The organism is Streptomyces litchfieldiae, from assembly GCF_031845365.1.
In the GTDB taxonomy this organism is placed as follows: Bacteria; Actinomycetota; Actinomycetes; order Streptomycetales; family Streptomycetaceae; genus Streptomyces; species Streptomyces litchfieldiae.
The window spans coordinates 24,739-40,143 of sequence record NZ_JAVREL010000027.1 but is presented as its reverse complement, the minus strand read 5'-3'; the positions used below and the strand labels follow the sequence as shown (position 1 = coordinate 40,143).

Annotated in this window: 14 protein-coding genes and 2 pseudogenes; 8 read left to right on the top strand and 8 right to left on the bottom strand. The window is 70.2% G+C overall.

The features are described from left to right. Positions 1-361 precede the first annotated feature (361 nt). Positions 362-787 (top strand): transposase, encoded by a 426-nt coding sequence (locus tag RM590_RS31565; protein ID WP_311708208.1) that lies wholly within the window; start codon positions 362-364, stop codon positions 785-787. On the opposite strand, the pseudogene RM590_RS31560 reads toward RM590_RS31565, so the two are convergent. The 7 genes and pseudogenes from RM590_RS31560 to RM590_RS31530 form a co-directional block, all read right to left on the bottom strand. Further along, a pseudogene (locus RM590_RS31560) lies at positions 788-1,009 on the bottom strand (hypothetical protein); the annotation flags it as partial. Between the two features lie 78 nt (positions 1,010-1,087). Further along, a pseudogene (locus RM590_RS31555) lies at positions 1,088-1,285 on the bottom strand (response regulator transcription factor); the annotation flags it as partial. 54 nt (positions 1,286-1,339) lie between these two features. After that, positions 1,340-2,071: a hypothetical protein gene (locus RM590_RS31550; RefSeq protein ID WP_311708207.1), complete on the bottom strand. Its 732-nt coding sequence runs from the start codon at positions 2,069-2,071 to the stop codon at positions 1,340-1,342. A gap of 121 nt (positions 2,072-2,192) precedes the next feature. Continuing rightward, the gene (locus RM590_RS31545; protein ID WP_311708206.1) at positions 2,193-2,657 is read right to left on the bottom strand and encodes a hypothetical protein; all 465 of its coding nucleotides are present in this window, start codon (positions 2,655-2,657) and stop codon (positions 2,193-2,195) included. A gap of 16 nt (positions 2,658-2,673) precedes the next feature. After that, entirely contained in the window at positions 2,674-4,116 is a 1,443-nt protein-coding gene (locus RM590_RS31540) for an NF041680 family putative transposase (RefSeq protein ID WP_311708205.1), read from the bottom strand. Between the two features lie 583 nt (positions 4,117-4,699). After that, positions 4,700-6,481 carry an ABC transporter ATP-binding protein gene (locus tag RM590_RS31535; protein ID WP_311708204.1) on the bottom strand — a complete coding sequence of 594 codons (1,782 nt, stop codon included), beginning with the start codon at positions 6,479-6,481 and terminating at the stop codon, positions 4,700-4,702. Beyond that, complete coding sequence (locus tag RM590_RS31530; protein ID WP_311708203.1) at positions 6,478-8,250, bottom strand: ABC transporter ATP-binding protein; 1,773 nt, start codon at positions 8,248-8,250, stop codon at positions 6,478-6,480. Before RM590_RS31530 ends, RM590_RS31535 begins: the two co-directional genes overlap by 4 nt. Positions 8,251-8,485: 235 nt before the next feature. On the opposite strand from RM590_RS31530, the gene RM590_RS31525 reads away from it, so the two are divergent. The 7 genes from RM590_RS31525 to RM590_RS31495 all read left to right on the top strand — a co-directional run bounded on the left by RM590_RS31525 (position 8,486) and on the right by RM590_RS31495 (position 14,569). After that, positions 8,486-8,803: a hypothetical protein gene (locus RM590_RS31525; protein WP_311708202.1), complete on the top strand. Its 318-nt coding sequence runs from the start codon at positions 8,486-8,488 to the stop codon at positions 8,801-8,803. A gap of 388 nt (positions 8,804-9,191) precedes the next feature. Continuing rightward, on the top strand, positions 9,192-9,707 hold the full coding sequence (locus RM590_RS31520) for a DinB family protein (RefSeq protein ID WP_311708201.1): 516 nt from the start codon (positions 9,192-9,194) through the stop codon (positions 9,705-9,707). Positions 9,708-9,939: 232 nt separating this feature from the next. After that, positions 9,940-10,296, top strand: coding sequence for an ArsR/SmtB family transcription factor (locus RM590_RS31515; RefSeq protein ID WP_311708200.1), 357 nt, complete (start codon positions 9,940-9,942; stop codon positions 10,294-10,296). A 147-nt stretch (positions 10,297-10,443) separates the two neighbouring features. Further along, positions 10,444-11,001 carry a DUF6886 family protein gene (locus tag RM590_RS31510; protein WP_311708199.1) on the top strand — a complete coding sequence of 186 codons (558 nt, stop codon included), beginning with the start codon at positions 10,444-10,446 and terminating at the stop codon, positions 10,999-11,001. A gap of 288 nt (positions 11,002-11,289) precedes the next feature. Continuing rightward, a complete protein-coding gene (locus tag RM590_RS31505; RefSeq protein ID WP_311708198.1) occupies positions 11,290-11,517 on the top strand; it encodes a hypothetical protein in 228 nt (75 codons plus the stop codon). A 542-nt stretch (positions 11,518-12,059) separates the two neighbouring features. After that, complete coding sequence (locus RM590_RS31500; RefSeq protein ID WP_311708197.1) at positions 12,060-13,979, top strand: glycoside hydrolase family 9 protein; 1,920 nt, start codon at positions 12,060-12,062, stop codon at positions 13,977-13,979. Beyond that, positions 13,976-14,569, top strand: a complete 594-nt coding sequence (locus RM590_RS31495) for a hypothetical protein (protein ID WP_311708196.1) — start codon at positions 13,976-13,978, stop codon at positions 14,567-14,569. The genes RM590_RS31500 and RM590_RS31495 overlap by 4 nt, the downstream gene beginning before the upstream one ends. A gap of 71 nt (positions 14,570-14,640) precedes the next feature. Here the strand turns inward: RM590_RS31495 and RM590_RS31490 are convergent, their stop codons facing one another. Further along, complete coding sequence (locus tag RM590_RS31490) at positions 14,641-15,234, bottom strand: lytic polysaccharide monooxygenase auxiliary activity family 9 protein (protein WP_311708195.1); 594 nt, start codon at positions 15,232-15,234, stop codon at positions 14,641-14,643. Positions 15,235-15,405: the final 171 nt, after the last annotated feature.

Genomic DNA, 15,405 nt, shown 5'->3' with positions numbered 1-15,405 from the left:
CGCGGAGCGTCACGCCGAACTGATCCGCCTCGCCCTCTTGGAGGCAGCCCCGGCAGGGCTCCCGCTCAAACGCCTGATGGGGGCGTGTGGGCTGAGTGCGTTGTGGCAAACCGGATCTTGTTCGAGCAGCAGTGGGTGATCATCTGGACGGAGGTTCGGGTGTGGTCGCGGACATGAGAGAACGGGCCCCTTGGTAGTGACGCGGTTACGACACCAGCACGACCAAGGAAGCCCGTTGCCTGATCAGTTGAGCAGTATCTCTGCGTATGCGTCCACCGCGGCCACCCCTGGGTGTGACTGCTACGTCCACAGGTTCGGTTCGATCGCTCCGGGACAGCGGGCACGGTGCTATCCGAGTGACATGACGGATGCGGAGTGGGCCGAGGTCCGCGCCGCGATGCCGGTGCCGGCCTGGCTGCTCAAGCAGGGCGGGCGTCCGGAGGCGTACTGCCACCGAGAGATGCTCGACGCTGTGCGCTACCTGGTCGACAACGGCGTGAAGTGGATGGCCATGCCGTTCGACTTCCCGTACTGGCGGGCGGTCTACGACTTCTTCCGCCGCTGGCGGATCTGCGACTACGTGCGTGAACTGCACGAACGCCTCCGCCGCACGGCGAGGGAACGCTCAGGCCGCAGCACCGAGCCCAGTGCGGGAGTCATCGACAGCCACCAGCACTCCGAAACGCTGATCACGTGGGCTGCGATCACGCTCATGACCTGCCGCCTCACCCGGCGCCGCCCAGCCAAGCCGCCGATGACGCCGGGCGACCTCGCGCAAGCGGCCTGATCACATCCCATGGACCGTCGCCGTCAGACGCCGCCGCCCCGGCGTGACAGACCGGCGGCTCAGCCGACGCCGTGGACGACATCGCCGTTCCGCACGGGCCCAGATCTCGACGGCTTCGACGACGTCGTGGCCCAGGTCGGTGAGTTCGAGCTGGTGGCCTCGACTCGCGCGGACCAGCAGAGGGCCGCCCAGGTCCGACTCCAGGCGTTTGAGCTGCATGGTGAGCGTGGAGGGGTGGTTGCCGTGGGTCTACCGACCGCAGGTCGTAGGTGGTGAATTCGAAGAGATCCAGTGGGCGCGTCAGGTGTGGCGTGGAGTTCCCCGGCCCGATTCGTAGGTGAGGACCACGAGTTGAGCGCGGTCCCGGGCGTGGACCTTGGCCATGGCCCGGTTGACGTGCGTCTTCGCGGTCAGTGAGCTGATCACCATGCGGTCCGCGATCTGGTCGTTGGCCAGGCCCTGCGCGACCAGGGCGACGGCCTCGCGTTCGCGTTCAGTAGGGTCGGGGACTGGGAACGGAGCGGAAGCCACCACGCCAGTCCCCGACCCTACTCAGCTACTCTCCGCCAGCGCGGCCACCATGGCGGCGTGGATTTGCGGAAGGTAGGTATCGGCGACCCACGTCGCTAGCTCCTCGTCCGTGAAGGGATAGACCTGCTCCTGCTGGTCCTGGGCCCACGCCACCGGGTCGGCGTCGTAGATGATCTCGCATGAGACCGACCACGAGTCGTCGAACACCTTGCCGATCACGATGCGGTCGCCGAGGTACTCGTCGGGGGCGTCGCTCCCCAGGAAGAGCGAGCCCTCGTCCCAGTCGCCTTCCAGGGTCCGCTCGTCCACCACGTGGCGCCCCTGGACCGTGGTGCTGCCCTCCGCCCATTCGTTGTGGGCGTTCTGGTAAGCCCCGGCGAAGGTTTCCTGCGTTTCGTAGTAGTTCACGCGCAGGTACATGTAGCCGGCGAGGTGGTCATCGGTCACCGACTCGCCCAGGACGTTCGTGTACTCCCACAGCGGCATGTCGAATTCGGTGACGTCGCAGTTCACCACGTTGGTGCTGAAGCCGCCGCCCGCCTCGCCCGCGCCCGGCTCGACCCCGAACGCCCGGATGCCCATGAACTGCCTGATGGCCTCCACGTCGTGCACCGCGCAGGCGTTGTCCCACGCGGAGATGATCCCGCTCGCCGAGGGGGGCAGGGGCGAGGCGTCGTCGCCTGTGCCCCCGGCCGAGCCGCCCGAATCGTCGGACCCGCACGCGGTGATTCCGAAGAGCAACGCGGTGGCCACCGCCCCGGCGAACTTCCCCTGAAACACTCTATGACGACTCGATGCCATTCCTTGCACTCCCTGCACAACTACCGATGTAGGTACTGAGAGCGAGTCTGGCCAGGGCGCTTTCACGGCCCTTTCATGTGCCCGTTGGGCTGTAGAGATCAGCCGGGAAGATGAGCGCCATGTCGGGCGACGTGTCGGCCTCGGACCGGAGGCCCTCCGCGGAGCCGGTGTCGCTGAAGCACAGCAGGCGGGCAGCTTCAGCGCCATGGCGGCCCTGGTGGGTGAGGACGTCGCAGATGTGGCGGAGGCGGTCGAGGTGGGGGATGCCCATCGTCTCGCGCCACTTGGCCTCGCCGATGGCCAGGAGCGACTGGCGGTTGTCGTCGTCGAGGCCAAAGACGCTGGCTACAGGGCGGCGAGGCATCGCCGCCGTCGCGAACGCCGCCACGGCGGACCGCCTCCCGTTCTCGTGAACATCGACATCCCGCTGCGCGGGGTGCCTCACGAAGTCGTGAAGAACTGACTTCACGAGTCGTGGAGAAAGCCAGTCGCCCCACGATCCTATGCCGACCTGGGCTTTCACTTCGAAAACAGGCACTCAGCTTGTTCTTTATCTACCAAGATCTTCCGGGCTTGCCGATGGCCTTGAGGGTTTCGGGGCGTTTGACGGTCTTGCCGACGTCGTAGCGGGGAGCCCGGTGTTTGTTCTTGGCGCCGGGTGGCCGTCCGGGGCCAGTGCCTCGGGGTTGGGGAACACGGGCCGGGCAGGCGAGGTGAGCGCGGATGTTCCTGAACCCCCGGCGGACCCGGGCCGGAGTGAGCCGGTCGGATGTGGTGGGTTTCTCCCAGGGGCGGCGGAGGTCCGCGGCGAGGGGACGGGCGAGCCGGAGCTGGGTGTGAGCGACGATCAGGATCCAGGTCCAGCGGTCCGCGGCCTCGGGAGTACGGAGTTTCGGGGTGGTCCAGCCGAGGGTCTGCTTCGCGAAGCGGAAGGTGTGCTCCAGATCGAAGCGGCGGAGAAATGCCTGCCAGAAGCGGTCCACATCGTCCGGGGTGGCGCCGGTCTTCGAGGACCATAACCACACTGGCGGGGCATTCCGTTCCTTCGACAGATGCTCGACCTTCAACCGCATCAACGTGCCCTCCACCAAGGGGAGTTCACCGTCGTGGTCGAGCCAGGAGGAGCGGTGGGTGAGCCGAGGGTGGACCCGGTCCCACGCCTGAGTTTCGGCCTTGCCGTAGTTGATGGTGTCCGTGACCGTGGTGATTGCGGGCTCGGGCCAGGTCTCCGGCTTGGCAAAGCGGAATTCCGGACCGTGCTTGGGCGGCCGGCCGTTGGTCCCGGGCAGCCGCGGCGGCTTCGGCAGCCGCATCACGCGGTCGGAGCGGACCCTGCCGACCATCTCGACCGGCAGATCGCGCAGGACCCAGGCCAGGCGGGTGACGTCGTAGCCGGCATCGCTCACGATCACGATGGCGGGGTCCCCGGCCTGCCACTGGCCCGCGGCGATGAGCCGCTCGACCACTCCTCGGAGCTGGGCGGCGGTGATCGCGGTCGCGTCGTCCGCTGGTCCAAGCCGTACCGCGTCCAGGATCGCGGTCCAGGACGTGGCCCCGGGCTCCAGCACGGCGACGAAGGAGTAGGGCCAGCCCGGAATGAACTGTGATGCCGTCTTCGCCCGGCCGTAGACATGGCAGAACAGGCGCTCCGCCGAGCACGGCGCGTCCGAGCGAAGCCACGGCGACACATCGACCGCCAGGACCAGGCGCCCGCCGTCGAACCGCGGCAGGGACAGCCCGGCCAACGCCGCCCGCAGCCGGTCGGTGTCGATCCGGCCGTGGTTCAGACCGCCGTACATCGCTCCGTGCCCACGACGATGCTCGGGCAGCAGCGTCAAGTCCACCGGGGACTTCACCGCACCGTCCGCACACAGCACCGCGTCCACCAGCTCGAACAACTCGTCGCGCCGGGCGGTCAGACACTCGTGGAACTTTCCCCGGAAGCGTGACGCTTCCGCGAACGCTTCCCTCTGGACAGCATCAGGCAGCAGACTCACCTCACGGCCTTCGTCGTGGTCACGTGCACCTTGGTCGGAGCACATGATCAGACGAAGGCCGCCCCCATGTCCGGCGAACCCTCAGGTGAGCGACCCAGTTCGAGACACCATTCGAGGCCGGAAGATAAAGAACAAGCTCAGGGGCGCCGCCGCCAGCGCCGCCCTCGTCGAGACGGGCGACGGACCGCACTGCACCAACTCCTCGGCTCGGACTTCTACGCGTACGCCACCTCGAGGGCGAACGCCTCGCGGAGGCCAACGAGGCGGGTCGCGAACTGGCGCACTCGACCGACTTCCCGCAGGCAGCCTGACGCCCCACCACCGATGCGCCACTCATCCGCCCGAGCGCTCGATCCGGAGGACGCGGGTCGCCGCCGCCCCTCCGGGCTCGCTCCCACCAGGCCACCACGCCGCGCGACCGACTGCTTGAACTGCTCGCAGCGGCCTCCCCGTTGGGCAGCCTGACACGGCAGGAGCGGCGCACCCGCGCGGACCGCTCCCTCGCCGGAAAGCACGCCCCGACGCGCGTCGCCCGCCCCCTGCCGGGGACGGGCGACACGTCACGGCCTGACGGAGGCTCCGCTCAGCCGTGCCAGGACTGCCACAGCGCCGCGTACGCGCCCCCGGCCGCCACCAGTTCGTCGTGGCTGCCCAGTTCGCTGATGCGCCCGTCCTCGACCACGGCGATGACATCCGCGTCGTGCGCCGTGTGCAGCCGGTGCGCGATCGCGATCACCGTGCGCCCCTCCAGCACGCGCGCCAGCGACCGTTCCAGATGCCGCGCCGCCCGCGGATCCAGCAGCGATGTCGCCTCGTCGAGCACCAGCGTGTGCGGGTCCGCCAGCACCAGCCGGGCCAGCGCGATCTGCTGCGCCTGCGCCGGGGCGACGCTGAACGCGCCCGAGCCGACCTCGGTGTCCAGCCCGTCGGGCAGCTCCCGCGCCCAGTCGTCCGCGTCCACCGCGGCCAGCGCGGCCCACAGCTCGGCGTCCGAGGCGTCGGTGCGCGCCAGCAGCAGGTTGTCGCGCAGCGGACCGACGAAGACGTGGTGCTCCTGGTTGACCAGGGCCACCTGCTCACGGACGCGTTCGGCCGTCATGTCGGACAACTGCGCGCCGCCGAGCGTGACATCACCGGTGCGCGGCGCGTAGATCCCGGCCAGCAGCCGGCCCAGCGTGGACTTCCCCGCACCCGACGGGCCGACCAGCGCCATCCGGGTCCCCGGCGGAACGGCGAGCGACACCTCGTGCAGCACGTCGGTGCCCGCCAGATACCCGAAACGCACCCGCTCGGCGTTGAGGTGCCGGCCGTCCGGCACCACCGACGCGTCGCCCTCGTCGTCCTCCACCTCGTGCACGCCCACCAGCCGCGCCAGGGACACCTGGGCGACCTGGAGCTCGTCCAGCCAGCGCAGGATCATCCCGACCGGCTCGATCATCATCTGGGCCAGCAGCGCGCCGGTCGTCAACTGCCCGACGCTCAGCCAGTCCTCCAGCACGAACGTGCCGCCGAGAAGCAGCACCCCGCCCAGGATCATCGCGTGGTAGACGTTGATCGCCGGGATCAGGACCGACCGCAGCCAGAGCGTGTACCGCTCCCAGGACGTCCACTCCCCGACCCGCCGCTCCGACAGCTCCACCCGCATGCGCTCCAGCCGGTGCGCCTCGATGGTCCGGCCGGCGTCCACCGTCTCCGCCAGCGCCCCCGCGACCGCGGCATAGCCGGCCGCCTCCGACCGGTAACCCGAGGGCGCCCGCCGGAAGTACCACACGCACGCGGCCAGCAGCACCGGCGCGGCCAGCAGCACGGCCAGCCCGAGCGGCGGCGCCGTCGCCACGATGCCGCCCAGGAGCAGCCCCGCCCACACCACCGCGATAGACATCTGCGGCACGGCCTCGCGCATGGCCTTCGACAGGCGGTCCACATCGGTGTTGATCCGGGCCAGCAGGTCGCCCGTCCCGGCCCGTTCCAGCACCCCCGGCGGCAGGCCGACGGAGCGGACCAGGAAGTCCTCCCGCAGGTCGGCCAGCATCCGCTCGCCCAGCACCGCGCCGCGCAGCCGCACCATGCGCACGAAGAACGCCTGAACCGCCAGGGCGACGGCGAACAGCGCGATCGTCCGCCCCAGATGCAACTGCCGCTCGCCGTTGGCCAGATCCTGGACGACCCGGCCCAGCAGGTAGGGCCCCACCATGGAGGCCACCACGGCGACGGTGTTGACCCCCACCAGTATCAGGAACGCCCGCCGGTGCCGGCGCAGCAACTCCCGTACGTAGCCGCGCACCGTCTCCCGGCCGGCCACCGGCAGCGTCGTCGCGTGTTCGTTGGACGCAGGGTCGTACTCCGGCGGTCGCACGCCGATCATGCGGTCTCCTCGGCAAGTTGGGCGGGTTCGGGCTCGCGCGTGACGACCGCGCGGTACTCGGGCGTGGTCCGCAGCAGTTCCCGGTGCGGTCCGGAGGCGGCGACCGCGCCGTCGTGGACGAAGACCACTCGGTCGGCGCGGTCGAGCAGCAGCGGGCTGGAGGTGAACACCACGGTGGTGGTCCCCGAGCGCAGCGCCCGCAGCCCCTCCGCGATCCGGGCCTCGGTGTGGGAGTCCACCGCGGAGGTCGGCTCGTCGAGCACCAGGACCTCGGGGTCGGCGATCAGCGAACGCGCCAGCGCCAGCCGCTGCCGCTGGCCGCCGGAGAGCGACCGGCCCCGTTCGGTGATGCGGGACCGCATCGGGTCGCCGCTGCCGTCGGTGGACGCCTGCGCCAGGGCCGTGAGCACGTCGTGGCACTGGGCCGTGCGCAGCGCGTCGCCCGCGGCCACCCGGCCGGAGGCGGGCACCGCCAGCAGTTCCCGCAAGGTGCCGGACAGCAGCACCGGGTCCTTGTCCTGCACCAGCACCGCGGCGCGCGCGGCGGCGAGCGGCACCTCGTTCAGCGGAACGCCACCGAGTTGCGCCGACGGCTCGCCGTCGTCGTGCACCGGGTGGCCGCCCAGCCGCTCGGCCAGCCGCTCGGCGACGTTCGGGTTGCCGCAGACGACCGCCGTCAGCCGGCCTGCCGGGGCGAGCAGCCCGGTGGCCGGGTCCCACACGTCCCCGGACAGCGGCTGGTCCAGCGCGGTGGTCGGGGCCGCGTCCGGCACCTCCCGGCGCAGCCCCAGCACCCGGACGGCGCGTTTGGCCGACGGCCGGGAGAAGGTGAACGCCATCGCCGCCTCCTGGAACAGCCGGAGGGGGAACATCAGGAAGCTCACCGCGCCGTAGATGGTGACCAGTTCGCCCGCGGTCAGGCGGCCGTCCAGCGCGAGCCGGGCGCCCTGCCAGACCACGGCGATCAGCAGCAGTCCGGGCATCACGACCTGGACGGCGTCGATGAGGGACCACATGCGCGCGTTGTGCACCGAGGCGGCGCGCACCTCCTGGGAGGCGCGGCGGTAGCGGTTGAGGAACAGCTCCTCGCCGCCGATCCCGCGCAGCACCCGCAGCCCGGCCACGGTGTCGGAGGCCAGTTCCGTGGCCCGCCCCGACTTGCCGCGCTCCCGGTCGGCGCGGCGGGTCGCCGCCGGCAGCAGCGGCCAGGCGCTCAGCGCCACGGCCGTGATCCCGCCGAGCACGAGCAGACCGAGCTGCGGCTCGTACACGATCAGTCCGGTGCACACGGCGAGCGTGACCACGACGGCGGCCGCGAACCGCGAGAACGACTCGACGAACCAGCCGATTTTCTCCACGTCGCCCGTGGAGACCTTGACGACCTCGCCCGCGGCGACGCGGCGGGTGAGGACCCCGCCGAGCTCGGCGGTGCGCCGGGCGAGGATCTGCTGCACGCGGGCTGCGGCGGTGATCCAGTTGGTCACCGCGCTGCGGTGCAGCATGGTGTCGGCGAAGGCCATGACGACGGTGATGCCGAGCATCAGGAGGCCGGTGAGGGCCAGCCGGCGACCCGAGTCGTCCACCACGGCCTCGATGGCCATGCCCATCGTGACGGGCAGGACGGCGACGGCCGCCATGTGCAGGGTGCCCCAGCACATCGCTTTGATCTGGCCGCCGAGCTGGCGGCGGAAGAGCCAGACCAGGAACCGGAATCCGGACCGGACATCCGGATCGCCGGGATCGGTATGCGGAAGATCACGAATCTGCATGACATCCCAGGAGTTGGTGCGGGGAGGGAAGTGGACAACCTGCAAAGGGTCACGGTCCCCGGTGCCGAAAATCAACGGGTTTTCCCCCCGCCCGCACGGTTTCCGTCATGTCCCGGGATGCACCCATGACGTGCTGATTGTATGAACTTCGCGGGCGGGAGTCCGCCGCGGCATGCCCGTCCGGAAATCATCGGCAAGAGTTTCAGCAAGAGCGCGCAATTCATTGCCGGGCACCGTGAACGTGCGGCCGCCGGCGGCGAGGGCCGGACCGGTCCCGACGCCCGGCGGGAGATCACCGGCATGGCCGAACTCCGCAAACGTCCGGGGCGCCGAGTCCGCCCACCGGTCGGCAGGCGAGGGCGCCGTCTCCTTCGGCCGTGGCGACTCCGGCTTCCTGATCGCCAACACCGGCGGCGAACTCGGCCGCTCGTTCACCACCTGTCCGTCGCCCGGCACCCACCGCGACGTCACCCGCGCCCCGGCCGAGGATCACGGGGACCACACCGTCGAGGCCGCCGCCAACGGCACCTTCCAGGCCACCGCGCCGACCTGAGCGCCCCGCCCCCCGCACACCGCCGCCACGGTCGGATCACCCGACGCTTGGCTCTTTCCCTCAGGCGTGCCCCGGGGGAGTGGAGAGGACCACGCGCGCTCCCGAAGCAGCCGCAGGCCGCCCGGCACGTCGATCACCGCCGGAATGGCGTCCAACCGGGCCCGGACCGTCGTGCCCCATCGCCACGCCGCTGTGCGCGGCGGTCGGCGTCGGCGCGTCGTTCACCCGTCCCCCACCGCGGGAACCCGGTGGCCACCGGCCGCCAAGTCCGTCACGGCGGCCGCCTTCTTCTCCGGCAGCAGCGCCGGCGCGCCCCCCGTCAGAAGCTGTTTCCGATCAGCGAGGCATGCGTGTAAGGTGCGGCCGGGCAGGCCGTAGGGGGTATGAAGTGCGAACCGAACCGGGCAGGTGGCAAGACCTGACCCTCCGTCTTTTTCGCCGGATCCGCAGCGACCTCGTCGCAGCGATCGACGGCGCTCCGACTGCCGAGTTGAACCAGCGACTGCTTCCCGCAACCAACAGCATCGGCTGGCTGGCCTGGCACATCGGCAGGGGACAGGATCGGAATCTGTCCGAGATCATCGGCAGCCCGCAGATCTGGCTCTCTGACGGCTGGGCCGCCCGTTTCGGCCGTCCCGCGGATCCCGGCGACACCGGCTTCGGTCATTCGCCTGCCGAGGCTGCGGATTTTCGGAGTCCGTCCGTGGGCCTGCTGCTCGCCTACCAGGCCGCCGCGCAGGAAATCGCAGAGCGCTACTTGACGACGGCGCCGGATGGCGACCTCAGCCGAATCGTTGTCAGTCCCACGCTCGGCAACCGGCATACCGTGGAGGAGCGGTTGAGCGGGCTGCTCCGGGATTGTTTCGCGCACACAGGGCAGATCGCTCTCCTGCGAGGTTGCTGAAGAGCCGGGCTCAGGCCGCCGGCGCCGGATGCGGGCCGCCGGTTGTGTGGTTGCGTTTCGGCGACCCCAGCGGCGGGACAGGACGACGAAGCCGACCGCGTTTTTGCCGCCGAATCCGCACCGGCTCCGGGAAGACCCCCGAAGCCGTGGCCCCAGCTTCCGGCAGCGCGGTCACGACGGCACACAAGTGAATAGCCTTTCACGTATCGCCGGGTGCCGTACCATGCCCGTCATGGGACACGGGGCGGACAACAAGGGGGCTCCGGCGGCCAAACTGGACGCCGAGCGCGCCATCTCCGTCGCCGCCACGCTCCAGGCGCTCGCGACGCCCTCCCGGCTGCTGATCCTCGCCAGGCTGCGCGAGGGACCGCTCCCGGTCACCGAACTCGCCGGCGCGGTTGGCATGGAACAGTCCGCCGTCTCCCACCAGTTGCGGCTGCTGCGCACCCTCGGCCTGGTCAGCGGCACCCGCCAGGGCCGCAGAATCGTCTACAGCCTCCACGACAACCACGTCGCGCAGCTGCTCGACGAGGCCGTCTACCACATCGAGCACCTGCAACTGGGCGTGCGCGACGAGACCTCCGGCTGAGGCCGGCAGACCCACCGCGTTCCCCGCGCCGCCCACCACCAAGTCCCCAATATCGCCCATGAGTTCGGGTGAACCACCGGTGTCATCGGCATCCCGCCCGGGCGGAAAACGAACCACCACCGGCGGAACATGCGATAAGAACGGCCCATGCGTCCAAGCTCCGGTGAAGTCCTCCATTTCTCCGAAGACCCCACCATCACCCTGTTCCGGCCCCACGTAGCCGCCACCGCGCGTCAGTCCACTGCCTACGTCTGGGCCGTCGACGCCGACCGGGCGCCCGCCTACTGGTTCCCGCGCCAGTGCCCGCGCGCCATGGCCTGGACCGTTCCCGGGACGGCCGACGACGACCGGTGGCGGATCCTCGGCCCGGGCGGCGGAGTCCGCGTCCACGCGATCGAATACCCCTGGCTGGATCGCATGCGCACCACCCGGCTGTTCGCCTACCGGCTCCCCGCCGCCCCGTTCCGGCCGATCGGCGAGCCGGAGCCGCACGCGATGGTGGCCACGGAAAACGTTGCTCCACTCGGTCCCCCCGAGCCCGTCGGCGACCTCCTGGAGCTCCACCACGCCGCCGGAATCCAGCTCCGGGTGCTGGGCAGCCTCTGGGAGTTCTGGGACGCGGTCGTCGCCGGCACCCTCGGCTTCAGCGGCATCCGGCTGCGGAACGCGGCACCCCGCCCGGAGCGTCCGCCGATCTCCCGCTGAGGGACCGCGACTTCAAGATTCGAAGCCGGGGGGCGCTCCGGCGGGGCCGGACAACGCCCATCTGACACATGCTCGTTCACTTCCCTGTAGGTGGTTGGACCAGTGGGGGCCTCCTGACGGATTCTTTGTTTGAAAAAGGAATGCGCCGGGTGTTGACGGAACCGTTACGCGCTCCCACTATGAGGGGCATTACTGCTGAGTGGGAGCGCTCCCATTGATCGCGCGGGTTCGGTACCGCTCGGTGGTGGTTCTCGTACCGATGACCAAGGATCGAGAAGGGCCGCCAACATGCCACCCCCCAAAGGCATACCCGCCCTACGCCAGGTCCCCTGGCGCGGCGGACGGTCGCCCGGCAGCGACGGCCGGGCCGGACCGGACGAGGAGCAGTCCCCGGAGCCGTGCGCGGTGCCGGAGGGCCCGCGCGGCGAGGACCGCCGCCCGCTGCTCCGGAAGTGGATTCAGGAAGTGAACGACCTCAGCGCGTTCAACCGGCGCAGCCGGGGAGCGGGTCTGTGAACCGGCGGCACGGCCTGCCGCCCGGTGTCTGACATCGTCAACTGATCGCGTCTCCCGCTTCCCGCCGAGGTGTTAGCCGCTCCGGGCCCCCTGCGGGAGGGGTGTCCGGTGGGCAGCGGGTGCCGCCCGCTTCCGCTCTGTCAGGGACGGACAGGGCCGAAGCGGACCCCCGCCCCGGATGACCGTGCCGACGGGTCATGAAGTCATCCGGGGCGGGTGCGGCGACTTCGGGCGTTATTTGTTTGAAGTCGAAACCGATCAAACTATTGACGAGGTCATGGCGATTCCGGACCATGAAGGCTGCCGTCGCCGGGTGGGAGCGCTCCCAGTCCGACTGCCGACCATCCATCCGGGGTGTGAGGCAGTCACCACCCGGCGGCGGTTCTTTGCATGACGGACAAGCATGAGAAGGGCCTGACATGTCACCCCCCACCACCGCTCACCACCCACCCCCACCCCTGAGACAGCCGCGCCGCGGCCGTCGCCGTACCTCTCTCCTCGCCTCGGCCCTCGCCGCCTCCGCTCTCTTGGGCGGTCTGCTGGTGCCGGCGACGAGTGGCGACGCCCAGGCGCAGCCCCAGGCCGCGGCGTCCGCGTTCAACTACGCGGAGGCGCTCCAGAAGTCGATGTTCTTCTACGAGGCACAGCGCTCCGGGCCGCTGCCCGGGGACAACCGTGTGAGCTGGCGCGGGGACTCGGCTCTCGACGACGGCGCCGATGTCGGTCTGGACCTGACCGGAGGCTGGTACGACGCCGGCGACCACGTGAAGTTCGGTCTGCCGATGGCGGCTTCCGCCACCATGCTGGCCTGGGGCGGCCTCGCCGCGGGAGAGGGCTACGAACAGTCCGGCCAGCTCGGGTACTTGAAGGACAACCTGCGCTGGGTCAACGACTACTTCATCCGGGCGCACCCCGAGCCGAACGTGCTGTACGCGCAGGTCGGGGACGGCAACGAGGACCATCGCTGGTGGGGCCCGGCCGAAGTGATGCAGATGGAGCGGCCCGCCTACCGCGTGCACCCGGGCTGTCCCGGATCGGACGTCGCGGCCGAGACCGCCGCCGCCATGGCCTCCTCCTCGCTGCTGTTCGCGGAGGACGACCCGGCGTACGCGGCGACCCTCGTCGGGCACGCCGAGGAGCTGTACAACTTCGCCGACACATACCGCGGCAAGTACTCCGACTGTGTGCCGGCCGGCGACTTCTACCGTTCCTGGTCGGGCTACCAGGACGAACTGGTCTGGGGCGCCTACTGGTTGTACAAGGCCACGGGCGACGCCTCGTATCTCGCCAAGGCGGAGAGCGAGTACGACCGCCTGGGCACGGAACCGCAGACGTCCACGCGCAGTTACCGCTGGACGATCGCCTGGGACAACAAGCAGTACGGCACCTACGCGCTGCTGGCCATGGAGACGGGCGACGACAAGTACGTGCAGGACGCCAACCGGTGGCTGGATTACTGGACCACGGGCGTGAACGGGCAGCGCGTCGCCTATTCACCCGGCGGCCAGGCCGTGCTGGACACCTGGGGGTCGCTGCGTTACGCGGCCAACACCTCGTTCGTCGCCCTGGTGTACTCCGACTGGCTGGAGGGCACGGACGCCGCGCGCGCCGCTCGGTACCGGGAGTTCGGCGAGGGGCAGATCAACTACGCCCTCGGCGGCAACCCGCGCGGCTCCAGTTATGTGATCGGCTTCGGCGAGAACCCGCCGCGGAACCCGCACCACCGGACGGCGCACGGGTCGTGGACCGACCAGATCACGGCTCCCGCGGAGACCCGGCACACGCTGTACGGCGCGCTGGTGGGCGGCCCGGGCTCGGCCAACGACCAGTACACCGACAGCCGTCAGGACTACGTGGCGAACGAGGTCGCCACCGACTACAACGCGGGCTTCTCCGGTGCCCTCGCGTATCTGACCGGCCGGTACGGCGGGACCCCGCTGGCCGACTTCCCCCCGGCCGAGGTGCCCGACGACGCGGAGATGTACATCGACGGCTCGCGCAACGCCACCGGTTCGACGTTCACCGAGATCAAGGCGACCGTCCGCAACCAGTCGGCGTGGCCCGCGCGGGCGCTGGACACCGCGACGTTCCGCTACTGGTTCACGCTCGACCCGGGCGTCGCCCCCGCGTCGATCTCCGTGACCAGCAACTACTCCGAATGCCCCAGCCCGGTTGCGGGAGTTCACCAGGCGGCGGGCGATCTGTACTACGCGGAGCTCGACTGCTCCGGGAAGCTCATCTACCCGGGCGGCCAGTCGCAGCACCGCGCCGAGGTCCAGTTCCGCGTCACGGGCGGTGCGGGGTGGGACCCGTCCAACGACTGGTCCTACCAGGACATCGGTCAGGAGTCCGCGAGAGCCGACTACATCACGCTTTACGACGACGGTGAGCTGGTCTGGGGCACCGAACCCCCGGCAGTGGCCGACCGCTGCATGGCCACGACAGAGGGAGCGGACCAATGAATGCTCAGAAGTCCTCGGTGAAAACGGGCCAGCGGCCCACCGTCCGCACGACGGAACTGACCCCGGTCCCGCCGGGGAACGCGGCCAGGGCCCTCGCCCTGCTGCGGATAGCCACGGGCGCCATCTTCCTGTGGGCATTCCTCGACAAGACCTTCGGGCTCGGCTACACCACCCCCTCGGAGCGGGCCTGGGTGAACGGCGGTTCGCCCGCCGGCGGTTACCTCTCGGGTGTCACCGTGGGGCCGCTGGAGTCCACGTTCAACTCGTGGGCCGGTGACGTGTGGGTGGACTGGCTGTACATGGCCGGCATGGGCGGCGTGGGGGTGGCGCTCGTCGCGGGCGTCGCCCTGCGGTTCACGGCCGTGGCGGGCACGCTCATGATGACGTTCCTGTGGCTGAGCCAGTTCCCGCCGGCCCGGCATCTGTCCGACGGCTCCGAGAGCGGGTCGACCAACCCGCTGGTGGACCAGCACGTGGTCTATGCCGCCTCCATGATCGTTCTGGCGCTCTGCTCGGCCGGCCGGGTCTGGGGCCTGGGCCGGGTGTGGGAGCGGCTGCCGATCGTGGGCCGCTTCTCCTGGCTGCGCTAGCCGGGGCACCTGGACCGCGGGTGCGCGGGGGGTGGGTGATGGCCTCCCCGCGCACCCGCATTCAACCTGGCTCAGAACTGCACGTCGGAGCAGGCGTAGAAGGCGTTGCCGGTGTCGTGGACGTTCCAGACGGCGAGGATCAGATGTCGCCCGGACTTCTGGGTGGGCACGGTGCCCTGGTGGGCCTCCGTCTGGCCCGGCTGACGGCCGCCCATCGGCACCGTCATGAACGGCTGCGGCTCAAGGTCGGCGCGGGTGAGCGGCTGGCGGGGATCGTAGCCGTCCCTGGTGATGAAGTACTGGAAGTCGGTGGTGCTGTGCCTCGCGGTGAACGTCCAGCGGAAGGTGTAGCCCTGGCCCGCGGTCAGGTTCGTGGCCGGCCACGAACCGCCGCGCGGATCGTCGAGCTGGGCGAATCGCTGATTGCCGCCCGAGCAGATCTGCCCGTCGGGCGGTCCCGCCTGGGGGAACCCCTTGGGGCCCTCCACGCTCTGCGGCTCCCAGACGATCGAGCCGCAGTCGGCGACCGCGCCCTGGGCGCAGAACGACTGGCGGCTCGTCGGGGCCGTGCTGTAGCCGTGGGCCTGGGCGGTCCCGCTGGTGCCGAGCACCGAGACCATCGCCAGGCCGGCGCCGATGGCGGCGGCTGAGATCTTTCTGCCCATGCTTCGCTCCGGAAGGTGGTGGGGGGTGAGAGCTCCTTGCCGTGCTGCGGTCTAGACCAAGTGCGACGGTACTGCCGAGTTGATGGACATGTCCATACCAATGACCGTGCTCGTCGGTCGCCCCATATGGGCCACCCTCGGGGGAAACGTTCTCTGTCGCCTTGATCGACA

Excerpts from the sequence above, each read along its gene's own strand:
- RM590_RS31530 (WP_311708203.1), bottom strand. The coding sequence starts at position 8,250 with ATGCAGATTCGTGATCTTCCGCATACCGATCCCGGCGATCCGGATGTC.
- RM590_RS31515 (WP_311708200.1), top strand. The coding sequence starts at position 9,940 with ATGGGACACGGGGCGGACAACAAGGGGGCTCCGGCGGCCAAACTGGAC.
- RM590_RS31505 (WP_311708198.1), top strand. The coding sequence starts at position 11,290 with ATGCCACCCCCCAAAGGCATACCCGCCCTACGCCAGGTCCCCTGGCGC.
- RM590_RS31495 (WP_311708196.1), top strand. The coding sequence starts at position 13,976 with ATGAATGCTCAGAAGTCCTCGGTGAAAACGGGCCAGCGGCCCACCGTC.
- RM590_RS31510 (WP_311708199.1), top strand. The coding sequence starts at position 10,444 with ATGCGTCCAAGCTCCGGTGAAGTCCTCCATTTCTCCGAAGACCCCACC.
- RM590_RS31535 (WP_311708204.1), bottom strand. The coding sequence starts at position 6,481 with ATGATCGGCGTGCGACCGCCGGAGTACGACCCTGCGTCCAACGAACAC.
- RM590_RS31490 (WP_311708195.1), bottom strand. The coding sequence starts at position 15,234 with ATGGGCAGAAAGATCTCAGCCGCCGCCATCGGCGCCGGCCTGGCGATG.
- RM590_RS31565 (WP_311708208.1), top strand. The coding sequence starts at position 362 with ATGACGGATGCGGAGTGGGCCGAGGTCCGCGCCGCGATGCCGGTGCCG.